The sequence below is a fragment of the Halorarum sp. SLYT50 genome (assembly GCF_059821265.1).
Map to the genome: position 1 here is coordinate 1,074,525 of NZ_CM187555.1, position 18,909 is coordinate 1,093,433.

An 18,909-nucleotide genomic window follows, 5' to 3' on the forward strand; every position below is an offset into this window, starting at 1 on the left:
GAACGTCGACTTCCGACCGAACACGCGTCCGCGGATGTAGCACCGGAACTGTTCGAACGAGCGGCGGCAACGAGTGCCGCCGGGGAGCGCGAGCGGTGAGCGCGGACCGAGACGACGCGGAGGGGTCGAGCGACGGGACCGGCGGGCACGACGACCACCTGACCGACGTCCCCGTCGGTGCGGGCTGCACCGAGATATGGGAACACATCGCCGAACGTCGCGAGGGTCGGACGGACGCCGAGGAGTAACTCCCCGTCCCCGGCGAGCGTTTCAGGCGTCCTCGCACCGGGTGACGAGAACCGTCTGGTCGGGTCGGACGCTGACGAGGTACTCCTCGACCGGAAACTCGACCCGCAGGTCCGTCTCCGAATCGGGCGTGGGCGGACGGGTGAACAGGCTGTCGAGCGAGTCGGCGTCCACGTACTCGTGGAGCGAGAAGCCGACTCGCGTCGGTGGAACGCCCTCGACCGTCGCGATGGCCCTGACGATGGCGACGCTCGGCCGACAGCTATCGAACCTGGTCTCGAATGCCTGTGCGTCGTCGGTGAGTACGAACCGCCCGTCTCCCCCACTGTCGTCCATGGCTACCCGTGGCGAGCGAACTGGTATAATAGATTGCTCTTCATTTAAGACACGAGTTTACGAATAGAATTGCCACCTAGTACTAAACGTAGGCTCAATAGATGGGAAATCAGCTAGTAGGACTCGACGATGCCCTCCATCGACACCACGCTGGACGCCGTTCACGACCGACGCGCGATACGCGCTGTACTACCGCCGGGAACGGCAGGGAGATGTACCTCTCGACCGCCTCACCGCCACGGTCGCCGAGACGGAGGCTCGGAACGGGAGCACGACCACTCGGCCGAACGACGAGAGCGGGTGAGAATCGACCTCGAACACACCCACCTCCCGGAGGCGCGGGAGACGGGCGTCGTCGAGTACGAGGCGGACGACGTGGCGGTACGCCCGTGGACGACTCGCCGGCGTTCGACGCGCCCGTCACGTCTCGCGGGCGCTGGAACGGCCCGGGGAGTAGGCAGTCAGCGTCGAGCGAACCCCCCGACGAGCGGCCGACACGGCGGACTCCGTTACTCAAAGACGCGTTTTACTCTTCCGCAGGGTTATGTTGTCGCCGACCGAACGAGTAGCCGCCGGAACGCCGGTATGACACACATCCCGCTGCGGGTCGGGGCACTCAACCCCACCAGCCGCGGACCCCCGTTTTTCATACGCGTCCAGCTACGGGCGTCCTCCTCGTCAAAGCGGGGTCGCTCCCCGCCGCCGGCGAGCGGTTCCGAGACTACCGTCGTCGGCCCGACCGTGCCCCGCTACGCTCGGGTACCGGCCGGACGCCGGTGGTATCGGGTTAATTACTATATACCAGTAGATTCGTTTCGTGCGTATGGCTAGCACGCAAGCTATCGGTACGTACCTCGCCGTTCGTCTGGTGGTGAGTCTGACCGCCCTCGTGATGGTGGCCGAGGCGTGGGGGCAGTTGACGACCGGACCGTGGTCCGCGACGGGGTACGTACTGGTCGCCGCTCTGGTTCCCGGGTCCGAACTCCTCGTGGTCCACCTGCTGGCGACGGTCACCGGGGCGGCAGGGGGAGGGAACGGCATCTAGGTGCTCGGGTGGTCGAAAACGGCCGAACGAGAACGACTCGAACGACGAGTCGGTCGCCGACGCCGGACGATGGGGTGAGTCCGGGTCACGTCGGTGACGAGTTCGTGTAGGTTTACGCTCGTCTTCCACAGTACATATCTGGGTGGTGTCCCGAGAGCGTGGTATGTCAACTGATGACAACCAGAGCTCTGGAACGAGCGCCGAGACGGTCGGGTGGGCCACCACGGAGGCGCTGGGTGACCGGACCGAGCGCCCGCGAGAGCGGGTGACCACGCAGACGGTCACCGACTCGTACGTGGTGCTCGACCGGCGCATCGTGCGGGCAGGAGCACCGGCCGCGGACGGAGGGGAGGAACGCGACGACTGACTCGCTGCACCGGAGAACGCTCGGCGAGGTGGGGGTCGCCGTCACGCGAACACGACCGCTCGACTACCGGGGTCGACGGCGCGGTATTCGACCTCGTGAAGGAGACCGTTCTTCGTCCGGCGCGCCTCCGTCGGCGTCCGGCGGGGGGACCGACGACTCGGAGTCGAGTCCGCTCTCGGACGCGGTCGTCGGGAGGAGAGAACGCGGACGGATGCCGGGGGTGGGCTCCGAACCCACGATCTCCGCATGACCCAGGTGCGAGGCTCGGCGGGCCCCGTTGGGGCGGAGGCTTCCAAGGCGGTCCGCACCGAATCTCGAAACCCTATGAGTGCGGCGCTATGTCCAGCTAAGCCACCCCGGCTCACCTTCACGTGGCGCGGTGACGCCCTTGAACCTTCCCATCCGCGACGACCGCGTGACGCGGCCGCACGGCGGTCTCGCGATGCGTCAATTTGACCCACGGATTTAAGCTATCCGACCGGTGAATCGAAGCCATGAGCCTGCCGGACCTGGTTCAGGGGGCGCTCGACGGGGAGGAGGCGGTCGCCCGGGTCGAGTTGGGGGGCGACGACGAACTGGTCGTCACGCCGACGCACACGCTCGTCTACCGGGCGGACGGTCTACTCTCCGACGAGACTGTCGAGGAGTACCCGCACGACGCGGAGCGGGTCTCGGTCTCCGAGTCGCGGCGGAAGGCGAAGCTGACGCTCGACTACGGGCTGGACGGCGAGGAGACGGTCACGCTCCCCCGCAAACGGATGGAGAGCGTGCTCCACCCGGTGCTCGCGGGCGTGCTGTCCGCCGCCGGTATCACCGGCCCCGGCGAGACGGTCGAGCGGACGTTCCGCTTCTCGGAACTCACGCTCGTCGTCACGAGCGCGCGGCTCGTCAAGCACGTCGGCGCGGCCGTCTGGGACGAGGAGTTCGAGGAGTTCCACTACGACGACGTGACCGACCTCCGGTTCGAGGAGGGGAGCGTCGCCACGTCGGTCGTCCTCTCGGCGAACGACCGACAGGAGCGGTTCAAGGCGCCGGAGGCGGAGGCGCGCGCCGTCCGCGAGGCGCTCACGACCGCGCTCTGTTCGCACTACGACGTGGCGACGCTGGCCGCGTTCCGCGACCTCTCGGCGGACGCCGACGGCGACGACGAGGAGACGAGCAACGTGGACTTCGGTGACGGACCGGACCCCCTCTCGGCGGAGCCGGCGGCGGTCACGGACGCGGCGAACGCCACGCGCGAGGACCCGCCGTCCGACACGGTCGGCGGGAGCGGCGACCCGGAGGCGGTCGGCGTCGCGGCGTCGGTCGACGGCGGGAGCGCCGCGGGGGAGCCGGTCGTCGAGGACGAGTTCGAGGAGTCGGGCTTCGAGACGGCGACGCCGACGGACGACACCGCCGCCGAGCTGGCCGACCTCCGACGGACGGTCGAGCGACAGGGCGAGCGGCTCGACCGCCAGTCGGAACTCATCGAGCGGCTCGTCGAGGAACTCCGTCGGGGCCGGTAGCGGCCACCGCCGCCTCGCCGGCGGAGGGACGACCGCGCCCCGGTTCGTGGGGGGCTACTCCCGCCCCAGTACCTTGCGGACGCACGAGGAGCCGAACGGCCCGAGTTCGCCGGCGTCGAACCGGACGAAGTGGCCGGTGGTGATGCCCGCGCCGCAGCGCCGGCACTCGAACTCCCCCTCGCGCTGGACGACCTGCGCGTCGAACCGGACGAACGTGCCCGTGCGCCGGACCCGGACGCGGGCGTCCTCCCGGTCGATGACGCCGCGCACGTCCGCCGTGTCGAGTATCTCTCGCGTGAGCGCGGGGTCGGTCGTCACCGCCTCGATGCGGTCCATCGCGTCCGCCAGCGACAGCTCGTCGTCCTCGACGTGCGCGAGCAGTTCCACGCCGAGTTCGACCGTCTCCTCGCGACTCCGGGTCGGCCGCTCGTTCTCGTCCGGCACGTCGTCGGTCGTTCCCCCGGCGGCGGCATAAGCCCGCCGGCGCTCGGAGGGCGGGGGAGACGCGGGGGTCGGACGACACACTACCGACCGCGCCGCTTTTGCCGCTCGCTCGCCGAGCGCCGGGCGTGAACCGCCGCGCGCTCGCCGCCGGTCTCGCGCTCGTCGTCGTCGCGGCGACCGCGTGGCTCGCCTCGCCCGCGCTCGTGTACGCGCGGGTGACGTGGCTCGCCGCCGACCCGGTCCGGCTGGCCGCGGCGCTGTGCCTGCTCGCACTGGTCCGGCCGTTTCTCGCGTGGCCGACGACGCTCATCGCCGTCGTCGCCGGCTACGGCTTCGGACTGGCGGGCGCGCCGCTCGCGCTCGCGCTCATCACGCTCACGAGCGTCCCGCCGTACCTGCTCGCGCGGCGCGGGCGCGGCGGCTGGGGGAGCGGGCGGGCGTCCGCGCTCGCGGTCCGCGCGGCCGGGGCGGGCGAGCGCGCCGTCTCCGTCGCGGCGGGTTCCGGTCCGTCGCGGCCGCGCGGCTCGTCCCCGCGCCCTCCGACGTGGTGAACGTGGGCGCGGGGCTGGCCGGCGTCCGCCTCGTCCGTTCCTCGCCGGAACCACCGTCGGCGAGGTGCCGTGGGCCGTCGCCGGCACCGTGGCCGGCGCGTCGGCGGGCCGCGTCGCCGCCGGGGGGGTCGGCGCGGCGTTCGACCCGCGACTGGTCGCCGCCGCGGCGCTCTCCGGACTGCTCCTCCTCGCCGGACCGCTCTACCGCCACTACTGGCGCTCGCCCGCCTCGTCGCCCGAGCGCTGACCGCTGTCCGCCTCGCCCGAGTCGCCCCCGTCCCGCGGGCCGGGACCGCCGGTGGAGTCGGACGGGTCCGACGTCCACGCCATGAGGAGCGCGTCGCCGTCCTCGTAGAACCCCGGTCGCCACTCGAGTTCGCGGAAGCCCATCCCGCGGTACAGCGCCAGCGCGGGCGCGTTCTCCGGCGCGACGAACAGCGTCACCCGCCCGTCGACGGCCGCGAGCACGCGCCGGAGCAGCCGACCGGCGCGGCCCGCCCGCCGATGGTCGGGGTGGACGACCAGTTCCGCGACGTGGAGGTTCTCGCCGTCGACCGGGAGGAGGTACCCCACCGGGACGCCGTCCGCCTCGCACACGAGCACGTCGCCCGTCCGCAGACCGTGCGCCAGCAGGTCCGGGCTCGGCTCGCGCAGGTGCGACTGGAGCGCGCGGAGGGCGGGTCCGTCCGCCGGGGTCCCCGTTCTGAGCGGCACGGTCACACCACCAGCACAACGACGAAGCGGCGAGCGCGAACGCGACGCCCGCGAGCGCGCCCGACAGCGTCGCGAGGAAGTTCACCGTCTGGTTTCCGAACCGCTCGCCCTCGACCGTCGCCCCGAGGAGGCTGTCGACGCTCATCCCGACGACGCCCGCGGCGGTGACGACGACGAGCGCCGTGGACGGCGGCCCGACGGGCATGAGTAGCGCGGCGAGAGCCCCGACGAGCGCCGCGCCGGCGAGGCCGGCGAGTTCGCCCTGCCACGTCACCGCGCCGTCGGTGCCGGGGGGGACGGGTTCGAGCGTCGTCACCAGTCGGGGGTCGTCGAACAGGCCGCCGAACTCCGAGGAGAGGGTGTCGGCCATCGCCGCCGCGACCGACCCAGCGAACGCGAACGCGAGCAGGTCGTGGACCATCCAACCGAACACGACCACGCCGGGCAGGAAGCGCGCGGCCGCCGCCGCCGCCACCACGGCCACGAGCGCCACCAGCGCGTTCCCGAGGACGTTCCCCGTCCCGCGCGCGCCATCGTTCTCCTCGGCGACGCCGCGGCGCCGCTTCTCGTCGTAGCGGAACTTCGTGGAGAGCGCGCCGACCGAGAAGAAGGAGATGAGGACGACGAACCAGCCGTACCCACCGAGGACGACCGTGAGCGCCGCGAGCAGGACGCCGGTGAGCATCCCGGGAATGGAGGCGGCCTCCAGCGCGTACGACAGCCAGCCGAACGCCACCGCGATGCCGAGACCGACGGCGACGAGCGTCGCCGGGACGGTGCCGACGAGCGCCGAGAACAGCCAGAGGAGGAAGCCGACGGACACCATCACCAGCGCGTCGTCGCGGGCGAACAGCACCGACCGGAGCAACGCGGCCACGAGCGCCCCACCGCGGCGAGGAAACCGAACTCCGGGAGACGGACGGGCGCGAGCGACCCGTCGACGGCCGCGACGGCGACCTGTCCGAACGCCCCCGCCAGGAACCCCCGGCGACGAAGCCGGCGGTCGTGAGGAACTCGTCGGTCGTGCTCGCCCGGACGAGTTCCCGGCCGAGGTTTCCGAACGCGAGCACGAACACGGCCGCGACGAAGACGCCGTCCGGCATCGGCGCCTCCTGGACGGCGGTCAGAATCGCCAGCCCGGTCGCCGCCAGCGCGAACCCCGCCAGCCCGTTCAGCCGGCCGTCCTCGTGGTCGCCCGGACGGGCGAACAACTCGAACAGCGGGCCGTCGTCGACGACGAACGCGGCGAGCACCGCTACGGCGGCGAAGGGTGCCGCGGCGGCCCACCCGAACCGGGGGGCCGCGAGCGCGAGGGTCGCCACCGCGGCGAACCCCCCGGCACGCCGGAGTCGGTGTTTCACGCCCGACGGTATCTCTGACTCGCACTTAACGCTCCCGACATCCCACGTTCGTCCACTCCGACGCCGCCGGTCGCGGCGGGGAGATAGCCTTTTACCGGTCACCCGACGACCGGTGTCGTAGTGGGCATCTACGACAGGTACCTCGCCGTCCGCCACCGCCGGCACGACGCCGCCCCGCCGGCGCACGTCGCGGTGGTCCTCACCGAGCGTGACCTGCTCGAACAGGGCGCGTACGACACCCTGGAGCGGTTTCTGGGGTGGGCGTTCGAGTACGGCGCCGACCGCGTGACGGTGACCGTGTCGGTGCTCGACGAGGCGGTGGTCGACACGCTGGCGCGCGAACTCGCGGAGGTGGAGTCCCCGCGCCCGCTGGCCGTCCGGACGCCCGGGGACACGGAGCGGGCGGACGCGCCCGTCAGGGTGAACATCGGGCTGGGCGGGAGACGGGAGTTCGCCGCCGCCGTCCGCGACGTCGCCGAGGCCGTCGAGGCCGACGAGTTGGACCCCGCGGACATCGACGAGGCGGACATCGAGTCGCGGCTGGTGTTCCCCGAGGAACCCGACCTGGTCATCAAGACCGGCGCGGAGCGGCTGTCGGACTTCCTCATCTGGCAGTCCGTCTACTCGGAACTGTACTTCACGGACGTCAACTGGCGGGACTTCCGCGAGCGCGATTACCTCCGGGCCGTGCTGGACTTCCAGAACCGCCAGCGGCGGTTCGGTCGGTAGACCGGTAGGCCGACCCTCGTCACGAGCGGAGCGAGTGACGTAGGTTCGGACGCCGAGCGGAGCGTCCAGAGTTCGTTGGAAGAGCGAGCGACGCGAGAGCGGACCGACGGAGTCGGCGGGTCGACCGCGCTCGTCGCGAACGGACCGACGGCGGTCCGGCCGACGAACCGGGCGTGCCCGCCGTCAGTTCGCGGCCTCGCTCCCGGCGTTCGCGTCCAGGACCTCGTCGACCTCGTCGGCGTCCGTCGCCGACAGCGTCTCGCCCAACCGACCGGCGACGGCGCGGGCGTCGGCCAGTTCCACCTCCGCGAGCGCGCGCACGAGCGACACCGCCCGCTTCGTCCGGGTGCGCCGCCACGACTCCTCGCGCGCCTCGTACGTCCGGATGGCGCGCAGGAAGTCCACCTTCGAGAACTCCGGCCAGTACGGCGTGCAGAAGAAGACGGCCGCCTCGTTGCCGTTCGCGTGCCACGGGAGGAAGTTCGAGGTGCGCTCGTCGCCGCCCGTCCGGACGATGAGGTCCACGTCCCGGACCGACCCCTGGTGGAGCCGCGACTCCACCTCCGCGGCGTCCACGTCGTCGGGGTCGAGCGCGCCGGTCGCCACGTCCGACGCGACGGAGCGGACCGCGCCGAGCAGTTCGTTCCGGCCGCCGTACGCCAGCGCGATGTTGAGGGTGAACTCGTCGTAGCCGGCCGTGCGGCGTTCGGCGTACTCGACGGCCTCGCGGACGCGCTCCGGCAGCAGCGCCACCTCGCCGATCGCCCTGACGCGCACCTCTTGCTCGTGGACGCGGTCGGCGTCGGCGAACTCGCGGAGCTTCGACTCGAGCAGGTCGAACAGCGGTTCGAGTTCCTCCGGCGGCCGCTCGAAGTTCTCCGTCGAGAACGCGTACAGCGTCAGCTCTTCGATGCCGAACTCGCTACACCAGTCGAGCACCCGCTCGGTCGTGTCCGCGCCCGCGCGGTGGCCGTCCGGGGCCTCCTCCCCCTGCGAGCGCGCGTACCGACGGTTGCCGTCCTGGATGATGGCGACGTGCGTCGGCGCGCCGTCGATTTCGCGCCGGAGGAGCCGCTCGTACGCGGCCTCGGCCGCGCTGTACGCCCGGGCCCGGAGTGGTCGACTCACGTTGCCGGCTACTGGAACGCCGGGGAATATGTGTCTTTGGCCTCGTTCGCGCGCGCCGAGAACGCGAGCGGCGCTTACTGCTCGTCCTCGTCGCCGGCGACGTGCTCGATGACCTCCACCTCGCCGGTGAGCTGGCGGTAGACGTACGGCATGTCGATGCCCTCCGCGTCGAACCGCTCCTTGACCGACTGGACGAGTTCGGACTGAATCCGCACGAAGTCGGCCCGGTCGGGGTCGCCGATCCAGACGCGCGACTGGAGTCCGACCGCGCTGTCGCCGAGTTCGACCACCCGCACGGACGGCGCGGGGTCTTCGAGGATTGCGTCGACGCCGGCCGCCTCCTCCAGGATGGCGTCGGTCGCCTGGTCGATGTCGTCATCGTAGCCGATGCCGAAGACGAACTTCTGTCTGAGGGTGTCGTACGCCACCGGGTTCGTGATGGCGTTGTTCGCCAGTTCCCCGTTGGGGACCGTGATGCGCTCGTTGTCGAACGTCCGCACCCGACTCACCCGGAGGTCGATGTCCTCGACGCGGCCGGCCATGTCGTTCCACTCGATCCAGTCGCCCACCTCGAACGGCTTGTCCTTGAGGATGAACACGCCGGCGACGAAGTTGCCGATGAGGTCCTGGGCGGCGAACCCCACCGCGAGCGCGAGCGCACCGCCCAGCGTCGCGGCGGCCGTGAGGAAGCTGGGGAACCCGGCGGCCATGAACGCCACCGCGAGCGCGACGAACACCATGACGACGCCCAGCAGGCTGTCCGCGAGGCCGCGAACCGACTCGTCGAACCCCCGGTTCGCCATGATGCGGCGGGCGAGCGGGATGAGCACCAGCCTTCCGAGCAGGTACACCGCGACGAACGCGACGACGAAGAATATCAGCTTCCGGAGGTACGCCTCGGCGTTCTGGAAAATCGCCCCCACGTCGATGCCGAACTGCAGGACGGCTTGCTCCATTGACGAACCGGCGTTCGGAGAGGGTTATAAAGAAGCTGGCGGGTGACCGAGCGGTGCAGTCGGGCGCTGGGGTCGCGCTAGTCCCCCGCCGCGCTCAGTGGTCCGCCTCGTGGGGGTTCAACTCTGTTCCGTACCGCTCGGCGTGGTCGGTGTAGTCGATGAACCGGGGGGCGTCCGGGTCGAACGGGCGCTCCAGCGACTCGAACGCCCGCTTCTTGTCCCACGACTGGAGGCCGCCGACGGCCGAGCGGTCCTCCAGGTCGTGGTAATCGAGGTCCGGTTCGGTCAGTTCCCACGCCCGCAGTCCCTGCTCCGTGCGGACGATGACGCTGGAGTACTCGTCGCTCGACCCGACGGACCCGACGGTGAGGTCCGCACAGTAGCCCGTGAAGTCGGCGCACTCGTCACACCCCTTCAGCGCGGCGCCGTGGAACTGCTCGATGCTCTCTTCCAACAGCAGGTCGCCGTCCCGGTCGTAGACGATCATGTCCCCGTGGAGGACGTCGAGTTTGCCGATCTGGTCGGGCGTGATGCCGCGCTTCTCGGCGAGTTGCTCGCCGATGAGCCGCTCGTAGTTGAAGTTCTTCGTGCACATCAGCGCGATGGTGTAGTCGATAGCACGCACACCCGCCTCCTGGGAGGCGTAGTCCCACCCGAAGTCCTGGAGCGCCCGGATGCCCTCTATCTCGCAGGGCGTGCCCACGAGCGCGAGCGAGAGGTCCGCCGGGTCTTTCTCGGGGAGTTTCTCCTCCCACTGCTCGACGTCGAGGTTCCCGAGCGCCATCGTCTGGTTGTAGAAGCTCCCCGCGTTCGCGACCAGTTCCTCGGGCGTCGTCGCGAGGAAGCTCTCGGCCTTCCACGGCTCGTCGTCGGACTCGGTGGCGACCAGCGCGCCGTCTATCTCGCCCGCCTCCAGGAGGTGAACGAGGACGGACGTGACGACCCCGCCGTCCTGCGCGTTCTCGCGCCACGACTCCTCGACGCGCGCGGAGAACTCCGTTATCGGGTCGCCCGCGCCCGAGACGTTGTCGTCGCCGCCGGTTGTCTTCCACTGGCGCTCGTACCGGAGGCCGCCCCGCGGGCAGAAGTCCCAGCAGAGCGAACAGCCGGTGCACATCTTCACCAGTTCCGGCAGGCCGTCGTCGCCGATTCCGATGGAGTCGGAGGGGCACGACGCGACGCAGGTGCCACACTGGATGCACCGCCCCTCGTCGATGACCGCCGCGTCGAGTTCCATGAACCACGTCTTCTCGTCGGGCGTCTCGATGTCGTTCATCTCTCCCCGAATGGCGTAACCGGGCGTGTCGAGGTCGACCCCGTCCGGGACGCCGACCCGCTCGTCCGGCCGGTCGGCGTAGACGTCCTGGCTCGTCCCCTCGCTCGCCGGCGTGAACGACAGGTCGCCCAGGTTCCCGTCGGCGTCGACGTTCGTCGGCCGCGCGCCGCCGTCCGGGGCGACCCGCCGCGCGCCGTCGGTTCCGGTACCCGTAGTCGACGCGCCGTCGCCCGCCTCGGACCGCTCGCGCCCGCCGTCACACCCGCAGTCCCCGCCGCACCCGCAGGCCTCGGCGTCCGGTCGGTCGGCCGCCGCGTCGTCCTCGGTCGCTCCCCTTCCGTCCCCGCGACCCGGTAGTACCGGATAGGTTTCGCGTCCGTCCGGTCGGGACCGGGACTGCCGTGGCCGCCGGCCCCGCTCGTCGGCGGCACCGTGACCTCGTCGTCACCTCCTCCGGCCTCGGGGACGCGCGGGAGCGGCCGGTCGCCGGTCTCACCGGCGTCCGCGCCCGCCGCTTCGGCGACGCGCTCCGGGGCCCCGTCGCGCTCGACGAGTTCGGGCGCGGCGTCGGCGGGCGCGTTCAGGGGGTCCTCGCGGCGCTCGTCAGTCATCGGCCGCGACACCCCCCGCGACGTTCGCGTCCGCGCGCTGCATGAGCGCCCGCAGGTCGTCGTTGTCCCGGCGGCGACACCACTCGTAGAACCGTTCTCCGTCGCGCCGCTCGTCCGCGTACGCCGCGAACAGTTGCTCCAGCGCCGGGACGACCGACCCCGCGGGGACGGCCGTCTCGACCCAGTCGAGGAACTCGTTGTCCGCACCGAGGCTCCCGCCGAGCCCGAAGTCCATCCCCTCGACGATGCTGTCGCCCTCCTCGTTCGTGCTCCCGGGGTCGTCGTCCACCTTCACCGTCTCCCCGCGGAAACCGATGTCGGCGATCTGCGGCTGGGCGCACGACGCCGAACAGCCCGACAGGTGCATCCGCACCACCTCCAGGTCGTCGGGCGTGTCGATTCGGCGGTCGAGTTCGCGCGCCCACCGGCGGACACGTTGCTTCGTCTCGACGATGCCGTAGTTGCAGAACTCCGACCCGGTACAGCCGACCGCCCCCCGCGAGAACGGCCCCGGGTCGGGCTGGTAGTCCGCGGCGAACGGTTCCGCGAGCAGGTCGTCCACGTGCTCCTCGGGGACGTGCGTGACGAGGAAGTTCTGGTCCGTCGCCAGCCTGACGGTGGCGTCGTCGGTGCCGTACTTCTCGGCTGCTCGGGCGGCCGCCGCGAACTCGTCGCCGCCGATCCGGCCGGCGACGACGTTGAACCCGACGTAACAGAGGCCGTCCTGTTTCTGTTCGTGGACGCCGACGTGGTCGCCGGTGTAGCCGACCGTGCGGTCGGTCCCCCGCGTCGGCAGGTCGACGGCGCACCGGTCGCGGACGGCCGTCTCGAACGCGTCCGGACCGAGTTGCTGGACCAGGTAGCGCAGCCGGCAGACGCCGCGGTTGTTGCGGTCGCCCAGTTCCTTGAACGTCTGCGCGACCGCGCGGCAGAACTCCACGGTGTCCTCGGGCGGGACGAACACGTCGAGCGGCGACGCCATCCGGGGGCCGTCCGAGAGGCCGCCGCCGACCCGGACGTGGAACCCGTAGAGGTCCTCACCTCCGTCGGACTCGTCCGACGAGCCTCGGCTCGCGTCGCTCGCCTCGCCGCCGACGGTCTTCCGGGCGGGGGTGAGACCCACGTCGTTGATCTGCGACTGCGCGCAGTCCTCGCGGCAGCCGGTGATGGTCATCTTGAACTTCCGCGGCAGGTTGGCGTATTCCCGGTTCTCCGTGAAGAAGTCGGACACCGCGTCGACCACCGGCTGTGCGTCGAAGCACTCGTGGTCGGTCAGTCCGGCGGCCGGACACCCCAGCACGTTCCGGGCGGAGTCGCCGCAGCCCTGGATGGTGGTGAGTCCCACCTCGTCGTACCGCTCCCAGATGTCGGGCACGTCCTCGACCTCGATCCAGTGCATCTGGACGTCCTGGCGCGTCGTCACGTCGAGGAACGCGTCGCCCCAGACCGGGTTCTGCTCTGCGCCGCCGTGCTCCGGGGGAGCGGTCGCGTACTCGTCGGCCACCTCGCCGACGACTTCGGCCTGCTCGGGGGTGAGCCGACCGCCGGGCACCTTCGTCCGCATCATGAAGTAGCCGTCCTGCCGCCCGTGGGCGTACATCCCGGCCCACTTGAGTCGCTCCCACTCGCCGTCGCCGGCCCGCGCCTCGATCTCCTCGAACGAGAGCCCCTCCTCGGCGTACTCGCGGACGTCGTCGACGACGTCGAGCGGATGTTTCTCCTGTTTCCAGCGTTCGACGTCGTTCACGGTACCCCCTTCCCCACGGACGACCATGGGGGTTCGTCACCGGGCGATTTCTGCACCCGCTCGCGGATAGGGGCAGCATTCGTGCGGAGTGGTGACGCGGTCCACGAGACCGGTCGGCGCGGAACCGCGACACGGGAGCCGATGCGCGCTCCGGTCGTCGGGTCGACCGGCGTCGTCGGTAGCGGCTACGGTTGCCGGTTCGGCGCGGTAGAGGCCCGAGAGGAGTGGAGAGGAGTCGACGGGGGAGCGCTCACACGGACAGGGGGCCGTCGCGCCGCGCGACGCCGCGGAACCGTTCGCCGTGCGCGTCGGCCCGGTCGAACGCCGCCGGAATCTCGCCGTAGAGCCAGTCGTCCGCGGCCGCGTCGCCGTCGAATCCCGACCGACGGTAGCGGGCCGGGAGGAACCGGTCGTGCGTCGCCAGCCGCTCGTACAGGGGGACGCCACCGTGGTCGGCTATCTCCTCCAGTTCGCGCAGCGCGGGCCACTCGTAGTCGGGGTTGATGTAGTCGTCCGTCACCGGCGAGACGCCGCCCAGGTCGTCGACGCCGCAGTCGAGCAACTCGTGGACCGGCGCGAGGTTCGGGGGTGACTGGACCGACACCGCGTCCGGGAGCGCGGCGCGCGCCATCGCGGTGACGCGCCGTATCGTCGCCGTCGAGGGCGCGTCGTACGACGAGCGCTCGTTCGGCACCACCGGCTGGACGATGACCTCCTGCACGTGGTCGTACCGCTCGTGGAGGGCGCGGATGGCGAGCAGCGACTCCGCGCGGTCCCGCCAGTCCTCGCCGATGCCGACGAGGATGCCCGTCGTAAACGGGACGCCCGCCTCGCCGGCCGCCCGGATGGTGTTGAGCCGCTGGCCCGGCGTCTTCCGCCGCCCGCCGGCGTGGGCGGACACGTCGGCCGTCGTCTCCAGCATCACGCCCATCGAGACGTTCACCTCGCGGAGTCGTTCGAACTCCGACCGGGTCAGGTCGCCCGGGTTCGAGTGGGGGAGCAGTCCTTCGGAGAGCGCTATCTCGCAGGCCCGCTCGTGGTAGTCGACGATGGAGTCGTACCCCCACTCGGCCAACTGGTCGTGGATAGCCGTGTAGCGGTCGTCGGGTTTGTCGCCGAACGTGAACAGCGCCTCCGTACAGCCCGCGTCCGCGCCGACCCGGCACTGCTCGCGCACCTCCTCGGGCGACATGAGGCTCGCCTCGCCCGGCACGTCGTAGTAGGTACAGTACGTGCAGGTGTACCGGCAGGCCGTCGTGAGCGGGAGGAAGACGTTGCGCGCGAACGTGAGTTCGGAGGCGGCCGACACGTCGTCGGGCGTGACCGACAGCAGGCGCTCCACCTCGGCGTCGTCCACCTCGACCGCGATGTCGTACTCCGCCGCGCCGGGGAACACGCCGGGGACTGGACACCCGAGGGGCAAAGCGTCGTCGGTCCCGGCGACGCGTTCGGGTCCCCGGTGGGGCCGAGTCGCGACCCGCGCCGAGTCACGGCGGCCCGAACGCGAACCGTACCGCGTGTCCGGGTAGTGACGCGCGTGTAACCGGCTGACGCGACGGCCAGCGAGGCCTTATGCCGGCGGCCCGCGTACCCGGTATCATGACGAAACCAGACCCGGTCGCGGGACTCCACCACGTGACGGTGATGTCGGGCGACCCGGACGCCAACGTCCGGTTCTTCCGGGACGTGCTCGGTCTCCGCCTCGTCAAGCGGACGGTCAACTTCGACGACGTGAGCACATACCACCTGTACTACGGCGACGAGACGGGCACCCCCGGCACCGTCTACACCGTCTTCCCGTTCGGCGAGGGGCGACGCGGGCGCAACGGCACGGGCGAGGTCAGCGCGACGGCGTTCGCCGTGCCCGAGGGGAGCCTCGACTACTGGCGCGAGCGGCTGACGGACCGCGGCGCGGAGGTCCGCGGTACCGAAGAGCGGTTGGGCGCGCGCGTCCTCCCGTTCACCGACCCCGATGGGGGAGAACTCGAACTGGTCGAGACCGACCGGTTCGGCGGCGTCGAGCCGTGGGACGGGTCGCCCGTCCCGGCCGACCGCCAGATTCGGGGCTTCTACGGCGTGACGCTCCGCCTCGCCGAAACCGAACCGACCGCGGGGCTACTCGAGTTCATGGGGTTCGAGCGCGCCGACGCGCGAGGCGACCGGACCCGCTTCCGGGCGGCGGGCGACCGGGCGGGCGTCGTGGACCTCCTCGAACGGCCGGACGCCGGGCGGGCGGGCGGCGGCATCGGGTCGGTCCACCACGTCGCGTTCCGCGTCCCGGACGACCGGGCCCAGGAAGCGTGGCAGGCGGCGCTCCGCGAGCGGGAACTGCACGCGACGCCCGTGAAGGACCGCCAGTACTTCCGCTCCATCTACTTCCGGGAGCCGGGCGGGGTGCTGTTCGAGTTCGCCACCGACGGGCCGGGGTTCACGCGCGACGAGTCGGTCGACGCGCTCGGGTCGGAGCTGAGACTCCCGCCGTGGCTCGAAGACGACCGCGAGCGCATCGAGTCCGCGCTCCCGCCGCTCGACGCGCTCGGCCCCGAAACCGACCCCGACGCGGACGCCGGGACGGTGACGGGCCGATGACGGGAGCCGACTTCGCGCTCGACGGGGTCGAGGGGCCGCACGCCGACCAGCCCGTCGTCACGGCGGGCGCGGACCTCGACGACGCGCGCGCGGCGGTCGTCACGGTCCACGGCCGGGGTGCGACGGCCCGGAGCATCCTCGGCATGCACGAGGAGTTCGGCACCGACCACGTCGCGTACCTCGCGCCCAGCGCGGCCGGGAACACCTGGTACCCGCAGTCGTTCCTCGCCGAGCTAGACGAGAACGAGCCGTTCCTCACGTCCGCGCTCTCGTTCGTCGGCGCGCTCGTGGACCGGGCGGCCGACGCCGTGGGCCACGACCGGGTGGCGCTGCTCGGCTTCTCGCAGGGCGCGTGTCTCGCCTCGGAGTGGACGGCGCGCAACGCCCGCCGGTACGGCGGACTCGTCGCCTTCTCTGGCGGTCTCATCGGTCCGGAGGGGACGCCCCGCGAGTACGGCGGCGACCTGGACGGGACGCCGGCGTTCGTCGGCTGTTCGGACTCGGACCCGCACATCCCCCTGGAGCGCATCCACGAGACGAGCGAGGTGCTCGAGTCACTCGGCGCGGTAGTGGACGAGCGTATCTACGAGGGGATGGGCCACGGCGTGAACGAAGAGGAGATGGCGGCGGCGAAAGGCATCGTGACCAGCCTCGAACGCGAGCGGGAGTAGGGCGGGAGCGTGGCGCGTCGGTCACTCCGCCCGCGTCACGCCGACGCGGCCGTCGGTCGCCGCGAGTTCGAAGCCGGCGTCGACCAGCCAGTCGCGCGCCGCGCCGTCGCCGTGGAGGAGCAGTTCCGCGAGGTCGGCCCGCTCGTCGACGTCCGTCGCCAGCCGGTGTGAGTCCACCTCGCGCACGCTCGCGCCGACCGCCCGGGCGGCACGAAGGTGGTCGAGGAACGACGCGCCGTGGTAGTCGACCCGGAACCCCGGATGGCGCACCACGAGCGCGTTCGTGCCCCCGCCGCGACCGGGCGCGACGACCACGTCGCCGGGCGCGCGGAGCCGCGAGAGCGCCCGGGGGGTGGCGAGCGCGAGGTCCGCCATGACGACGCCGAGCGGCCGGTCGGGGTCGGGGTCGTGGTCGGAGAGCGCCGCGTTCACCGCCGGGGTGAGCGGCCGGTCGTCGACGGTCTGCGAGACCGACCGCTCCAGCGGGTCGGTGGTCAGGACCGTCGGCGAGAAGTCGGCGGCGCGGAGTGCGCCGAGCACGTCCGTCAGCATCGCGCCGGCGAACGAGCGACGCTCGGCGTGCGAGAGCGCACCCGCGAGGCGCGTCTTCGGGCGGTCGGCGGCGAACGGGACGAGGACGGGCGTCGCCGTCATCAGCCCAGTTTGTCGTAGCTGTCCTGCCGGGAGCGCCAGAACAGGAACCCGCCGCCCACGACGACGCCGAGGACGAAGACGCCGGCGGCGCCGTACAGCAGTAGCTGGTTCCGCCGCTGGACGCTCTGGGACCGTGACGCCTCCTCCCCGGCGCGGTTCGCGAGCGACACCGCGTTGTCGAAGTTCCCGGCGTTGTACGCGCTCACCGCGCTCTCGAAGGTGGTCTGCGCCTCGGTTGGGTTCCCGGCCTCCTCGATGGTACCCGCGGCCGTGTCGAGCGCCTGCCGCGCCTCCCTGCTGGCCGGGGTGTAGTGCGTCGCGTTCCGGGTCAGTATCGCGTTGGACGCCCCGCCCGAGCGGGTCTGTTCGAGCGAGACCAGCGCGAACGACGGCTGCGGGTCGTACGTGTAGTTCCCGACCCGCGGCACCGTCCCGCTCACGCGGACTCGGACCTCGGCGTGGCTCTCGGCGGCGCTGACGGTCGCGCCCGAGAAGTCCCCGCCGTCGAACGACTGCTGGTTCACCTTCGCGCCGGTCTGGTCGTACCAGGTGACCGTCCACGTCACGTCGGTGAGGTCAGTGGAGCCGGCGAGGGTCCACTCCTCCAGCGAGGGGTTCTGATACAGCTGCGAGAGCGTCACCGTCGCCGTCACCTGCGAACCGACCTCCGTGCTGTCGGGGCCTTCCGTCTCGGTGACCGAGACGGCTCCCGCCGGCGCGACGGCCGCGAGCAGGAGCGCGACGACGGCGACCGCCGTCGCCACCTCAGAACAGCGATTCCAGTTCGTCGTCGTCATCGCTCACCAGGTTGTCGAGATTCTCGTCGCTCTCGGTGCGAATGTCGTCGATGTTGTCCTGCGCCTCGATGGCGACCTGCTGGAGTTCCTTGATGCGCGGGACGTTCGTCACGCCCGACAGGAGGATGACCGACGCGACGAACCCGGACCCGCTGACCGGGTAGTCGCCGCCGCGGACCTCCATGGACCCGGTCTGCTCTTCGAGCCACTTGCGCCCGCGCTCGATGCCCTTCCGGTTGAGGTGCTGTGGCGGGCCGGCGAGCACGAGCAGGGCGCGTTCGGCCCCCTCTATCTCGCACGGGAGCGTGAGTCGACCGAGCGCCGCCTTCCGGACCAGCGACGTGATCCGGTTCGTGGTGTGGGCGGTGTCGAGGTCGCTCTCGTCGCCGTCGCCGCCGGTGAGCCGCGAGAGCAGGCCGCCCGAGGACGTCTCCTCGACCTCCTCGCTCGCGTAGCCGACCGTGGAGACGCCGCCGCCGCTGAGCGTGTTGATTATCTCGCTGGAGTCGACGACAGACTCGGCGACCTCCTGGCCCTGTCCGACCTCGCCCGCGCCGAACAGGATGCCGAACCGCTTGACTATCTCCTCGTTGATCTCGTCGTAGCCGCCCGACACCGACTCGCCGGTCTTGCGCCACGCGTCGTTGTCGAACACCATCAGGTTGTCCACCTCGCGGACGAACGTCTGGAACGAGCGCGCGGCGTTGAGCGTGTAGATTCCCCCCTCGTCCGACCCCGGGAGGATGCCGAGGCCGTAGACGGGTTCGGTGTAGATGCGCTTGAGGTGTTTCGCCAGGACGGGCGCGCCGCCCGACCCGGTGCCGCCGCCCAGCCCGGAGATGACGAGGAACGCGTCGACCTCGTGGACGGGAATCGAGTCGATGGACCCCTGCACCTCGTCCATGTCCTCCTCGGCGATCTCGGCACCCAGTTCGTTGTCGGCCCCCACCCCGTGGCCCTTGACGCGCGACTGTCCGATGAGCACCCGCTGGTCCGACCGGATGTTCTCGAGTCCCATCAGGTCCGCCTTCGCGGTGTTGACCGCCACCGCGGCGCGAACGATGTCGCTGCCGGTGCGCTGGTCGTACTCGACGAACTTGTCGACTATCTTACCCCCCGCCTGTCCGAAGCCGACGAGTGCCAGTTTCATAAGTCTCCCCTCCTCATTAGGCGAAAAAGAGC

Annotated in this window: 19 protein-coding genes, 1 tRNA gene and 3 pseudogenes; 10 read left to right on the plus strand and 13 right to left on the minus strand. The window is 71.2% G+C overall.

The window, feature by feature from the left end; all coding sequences use genetic code 11:
* Nucleotides 1-95: 95 nt before the first annotated feature.
* On the plus strand, nucleotides 96-248 hold the full coding sequence (locus AC6RUA_RS05665) for a DUF8595 family protein (protein ID WP_499814963.1): 153 nt from the start codon (nucleotides 96-98) through the stop codon (nucleotides 246-248).
* Nucleotides 249-270: 22 nt separating this feature from the next.
* On the opposite strand, the gene AC6RUA_RS05670 is transcribed toward AC6RUA_RS05665, so the two are convergent.
* A complete protein-coding gene (locus AC6RUA_RS05670; protein WP_499814964.1) occupies nucleotides 271-582 on the minus strand; it encodes a HalOD1 output domain-containing protein in 312 nt (103 codons plus the stop codon).
* Nucleotides 583-711: 129 nt separating this feature from the next.
* On the opposite strand from AC6RUA_RS05670, the gene AC6RUA_RS05675 reads away from it, so the two are divergent.
* The 3 genes from AC6RUA_RS05675 (at nucleotide 712) to AC6RUA_RS05685 (ending at nucleotide 1,994) form a co-directional block, all read left to right on the plus strand.
* Nucleotides 712-1,413 (plus strand): DUF7344 domain-containing protein, encoded by a 702-nt coding sequence (locus AC6RUA_RS05675; RefSeq protein ID WP_499814965.1) that lies wholly within the window; start codon nucleotides 712-714, stop codon nucleotides 1,411-1,413.
* The gene (locus AC6RUA_RS05680; RefSeq protein ID WP_499814966.1) at nucleotides 1,406-1,627 is read left to right on the plus strand and encodes a hypothetical protein; all 222 of its coding nucleotides are present in this window, start codon (nucleotides 1,406-1,408) and stop codon (nucleotides 1,625-1,627) included. Before AC6RUA_RS05675 ends, AC6RUA_RS05680 begins: the two co-directional genes overlap by 8 nt.
* A gap of 163 nt (nucleotides 1,628-1,790) precedes the next feature.
* A complete protein-coding gene (locus AC6RUA_RS05685; RefSeq protein ID WP_499814967.1) occupies nucleotides 1,791-1,994 on the plus strand; it encodes a hypothetical protein in 204 nt (67 codons plus the stop codon).
* A gap of 212 nt (nucleotides 1,995-2,206) precedes the next feature.
* Here the strand turns inward: AC6RUA_RS05685 and AC6RUA_RS05690 are convergent.
* A tRNA-Met gene (locus AC6RUA_RS05690) sits at nucleotides 2,207-2,355 on the minus strand.
* Between the two features lie 133 nt (nucleotides 2,356-2,488).
* On the opposite strand from AC6RUA_RS05690, the gene AC6RUA_RS05695 reads away from it, so the two are divergent.
* Entirely contained in the window at nucleotides 2,489-3,499 is a 1,011-nt protein-coding gene (locus tag AC6RUA_RS05695) for a DUF7115 domain-containing protein (protein ID WP_499814968.1), read from the plus strand.
* 54 nt (nucleotides 3,500-3,553) lie between these two features.
* Here AC6RUA_RS05695 and AC6RUA_RS05700 read toward each other — a convergent pair whose 3' ends face one another.
* Nucleotides 3,554-3,943, minus strand: coding sequence for a DUF5830 family protein (locus tag AC6RUA_RS05700; protein WP_499814969.1), 390 nt, complete (start codon nucleotides 3,941-3,943; stop codon nucleotides 3,554-3,556).
* Nucleotides 3,944-4,068: 125 nt separating this feature from the next.
* Here AC6RUA_RS05700 and AC6RUA_RS05705 point away from each other — a divergent pair.
* A pseudogene (locus AC6RUA_RS05705) lies at nucleotides 4,069-4,741 on the plus strand (VTT domain-containing protein).
* On the opposite strand, the gene AC6RUA_RS05710 reads toward AC6RUA_RS05705, so the two are convergent.
* Nucleotides 4,705-5,208: a GNAT family N-acetyltransferase gene (locus AC6RUA_RS05710; protein WP_499814970.1), complete on the minus strand. Its 504-nt coding sequence runs from the start codon at nucleotides 5,206-5,208 to the stop codon at nucleotides 4,705-4,707. The pseudogene AC6RUA_RS05705 and the gene AC6RUA_RS05710 overlap by 37 nt on opposite strands.
* 31 nt (nucleotides 5,209-5,239) lie before the next feature.
* Nucleotides 5,240-6,461: pseudogene (locus tag AC6RUA_RS05715) on the minus strand (DUF92 domain-containing protein); the annotation flags it as partial.
* On the opposite strand from AC6RUA_RS05715, the gene AC6RUA_RS05720 reads away from it, so the two are divergent.
* The gene (locus AC6RUA_RS05720) at nucleotides 6,396-6,587 is read left to right on the plus strand and encodes a hypothetical protein (protein ID WP_499815480.1); all 192 of its coding nucleotides are present in this window, start codon (nucleotides 6,396-6,398) and stop codon (nucleotides 6,585-6,587) included. The pseudogene AC6RUA_RS05715 and the gene AC6RUA_RS05720 sit on opposite strands and share 66 nt — an antisense overlap.
* A gap of 102 nt (nucleotides 6,588-6,689) precedes the next feature.
* Complete coding sequence (locus AC6RUA_RS05725; RefSeq protein ID WP_499814971.1) at nucleotides 6,690-7,298, plus strand: undecaprenyl diphosphate synthase family protein; 609 nt, start codon at nucleotides 6,690-6,692, stop codon at nucleotides 7,296-7,298.
* Between the two features lie 183 nt (nucleotides 7,299-7,481).
* On the opposite strand, the gene uppS is transcribed toward AC6RUA_RS05725, so the two are convergent.
* From uppS to cofG, 5 genes and pseudogenes are all read right to left on the minus strand, one after another.
* The gene (uppS, locus tag AC6RUA_RS05730) at nucleotides 7,482-8,426 is read right to left on the minus strand and encodes a polyprenyl diphosphate synthase (protein ID WP_499814972.1); all 945 of its coding nucleotides are present in this window, start codon (nucleotides 8,424-8,426) and stop codon (nucleotides 7,482-7,484) included.
* Between the two features lie 74 nt (nucleotides 8,427-8,500).
* Complete coding sequence (locus AC6RUA_RS05735; RefSeq protein WP_499814973.1) at nucleotides 8,501-9,382, minus strand: mechanosensitive ion channel family protein; 882 nt, start codon at nucleotides 9,380-9,382, stop codon at nucleotides 8,501-8,503.
* Between the two features lie 94 nt (nucleotides 9,383-9,476).
* Nucleotides 9,477-11,089 (minus strand): annotated as a pseudogene (locus tag AC6RUA_RS05740) (Coenzyme F420 hydrogenase/dehydrogenase, beta subunit C-terminal domain).
* Between the two features lie 172 nt (nucleotides 11,090-11,261).
* A complete protein-coding gene (locus AC6RUA_RS05745; RefSeq protein WP_499814974.1) occupies nucleotides 11,262-13,016 on the minus strand; it encodes a nitrite/sulfite reductase in 1,755 nt (584 codons plus the stop codon).
* A 250-nt stretch (nucleotides 13,017-13,266) separates the two neighbouring features.
* Nucleotides 13,267-14,412, minus strand: coding sequence for a 7,8-didemethyl-8-hydroxy-5-deazariboflavin synthase subunit CofG (gene cofG, locus AC6RUA_RS05750; RefSeq protein WP_499814975.1), 1,146 nt, complete (start codon nucleotides 14,410-14,412; stop codon nucleotides 13,267-13,269).
* Nucleotides 14,413-14,615: 203 nt separating this feature from the next.
* Between cofG and AC6RUA_RS05755 the strand changes: the two genes are divergently transcribed.
* The gene (locus AC6RUA_RS05755) at nucleotides 14,616-15,605 is read left to right on the plus strand and encodes a ring-cleaving dioxygenase (protein ID WP_499814976.1); all 990 of its coding nucleotides are present in this window, start codon (nucleotides 14,616-14,618) and stop codon (nucleotides 15,603-15,605) included.
* Entirely contained in the window at nucleotides 15,602-16,276 is a 675-nt protein-coding gene (locus tag AC6RUA_RS05760) for an alpha/beta hydrolase (RefSeq protein ID WP_499814977.1), read from the plus strand. Before AC6RUA_RS05755 ends, AC6RUA_RS05760 begins: the two co-directional genes overlap by 4 nt.
* A gap of 21 nt (nucleotides 16,277-16,297) precedes the next feature.
* Here the strand turns inward: AC6RUA_RS05760 and cofC are convergent, their stop codons facing one another.
* The 3 genes from cofC to AC6RUA_RS05775 are packed head-to-tail and all read right to left on the minus strand — an operon-like array spanning nucleotide 16,298 to nucleotide 18,877.
* The gene (cofC, locus tag AC6RUA_RS05765) at nucleotides 16,298-16,930 is read right to left on the minus strand and encodes a 2-phospho-L-lactate guanylyltransferase (RefSeq protein WP_499814978.1); all 633 of its coding nucleotides are present in this window, start codon (nucleotides 16,928-16,930) and stop codon (nucleotides 16,298-16,300) included.
* Nucleotides 16,930-17,727 carry a hypothetical protein gene (locus AC6RUA_RS05770; protein ID WP_499814979.1) on the minus strand — a complete coding sequence of 266 codons (798 nt, stop codon included), beginning with the start codon at nucleotides 17,725-17,727 and terminating at the stop codon, nucleotides 16,930-16,932. The genes cofC and AC6RUA_RS05770 overlap by 1 nt, the downstream gene beginning before the upstream one ends.
* Complete coding sequence (locus tag AC6RUA_RS05775) at nucleotides 17,696-18,877, minus strand: tubulin/FtsZ family protein (RefSeq protein ID WP_499814980.1); 1,182 nt, start codon at nucleotides 18,875-18,877, stop codon at nucleotides 17,696-17,698. Before AC6RUA_RS05775 ends, AC6RUA_RS05770 begins: the two co-directional genes overlap by 32 nt.
* Nucleotides 18,878-18,909: the final 32 nt, after the last annotated feature.

Bases quoted from the DNA above. Each gene is read 5' to 3' on its own strand.
- AC6RUA_RS05670 (WP_499814964.1), bottom strand. From the start codon at position 582: ATGGACGACAGTGGGGGAGACGGGCGGTTCGTACTCACCGACGACGCA.
- AC6RUA_RS05675 (WP_499814965.1), top strand. From the start codon at position 712: ATGCCCTCCATCGACACCACGCTGGACGCCGTTCACGACCGACGCGCG.
- AC6RUA_RS05680 (WP_499814966.1), top strand. From the start codon at position 1,406: ATGGCTAGCACGCAAGCTATCGGTACGTACCTCGCCGTTCGTCTGGTG.
- AC6RUA_RS05685 (WP_499814967.1), top strand. From the start codon at position 1,791: ATGTCAACTGATGACAACCAGAGCTCTGGAACGAGCGCCGAGACGGTC.
- AC6RUA_RS05695 (WP_499814968.1), top strand. From the start codon at position 2,489: ATGAGCCTGCCGGACCTGGTTCAGGGGGCGCTCGACGGGGAGGAGGCG.
- AC6RUA_RS05735 (WP_499814973.1), bottom strand. From the start codon at position 9,382: ATGGAGCAAGCCGTCCTGCAGTTCGGCATCGACGTGGGGGCGATTTTC.
- AC6RUA_RS05755 (WP_499814976.1), top strand. From the start codon at position 14,616: ATGACGAAACCAGACCCGGTCGCGGGACTCCACCACGTGACGGTGATG.
- AC6RUA_RS05760 (WP_499814977.1), top strand. From the start codon at position 15,602: ATGACGGGAGCCGACTTCGCGCTCGACGGGGTCGAGGGGCCGCACGCC.
- cofC (WP_499814978.1), bottom strand. From the start codon at position 16,930: ATGACGGCGACGCCCGTCCTCGTCCCGTTCGCCGCCGACCGCCCGAAG.
- AC6RUA_RS05770 (WP_499814979.1), bottom strand. From the start codon at position 17,727: ATGACGACGACGAACTGGAATCGCTGTTCTGAGGTGGCGACGGCGGTC.
- AC6RUA_RS05775 (WP_499814980.1), bottom strand. From the start codon at position 18,877: ATGAAACTGGCACTCGTCGGCTTCGGACAGGCGGGGGGTAAGATAGTC.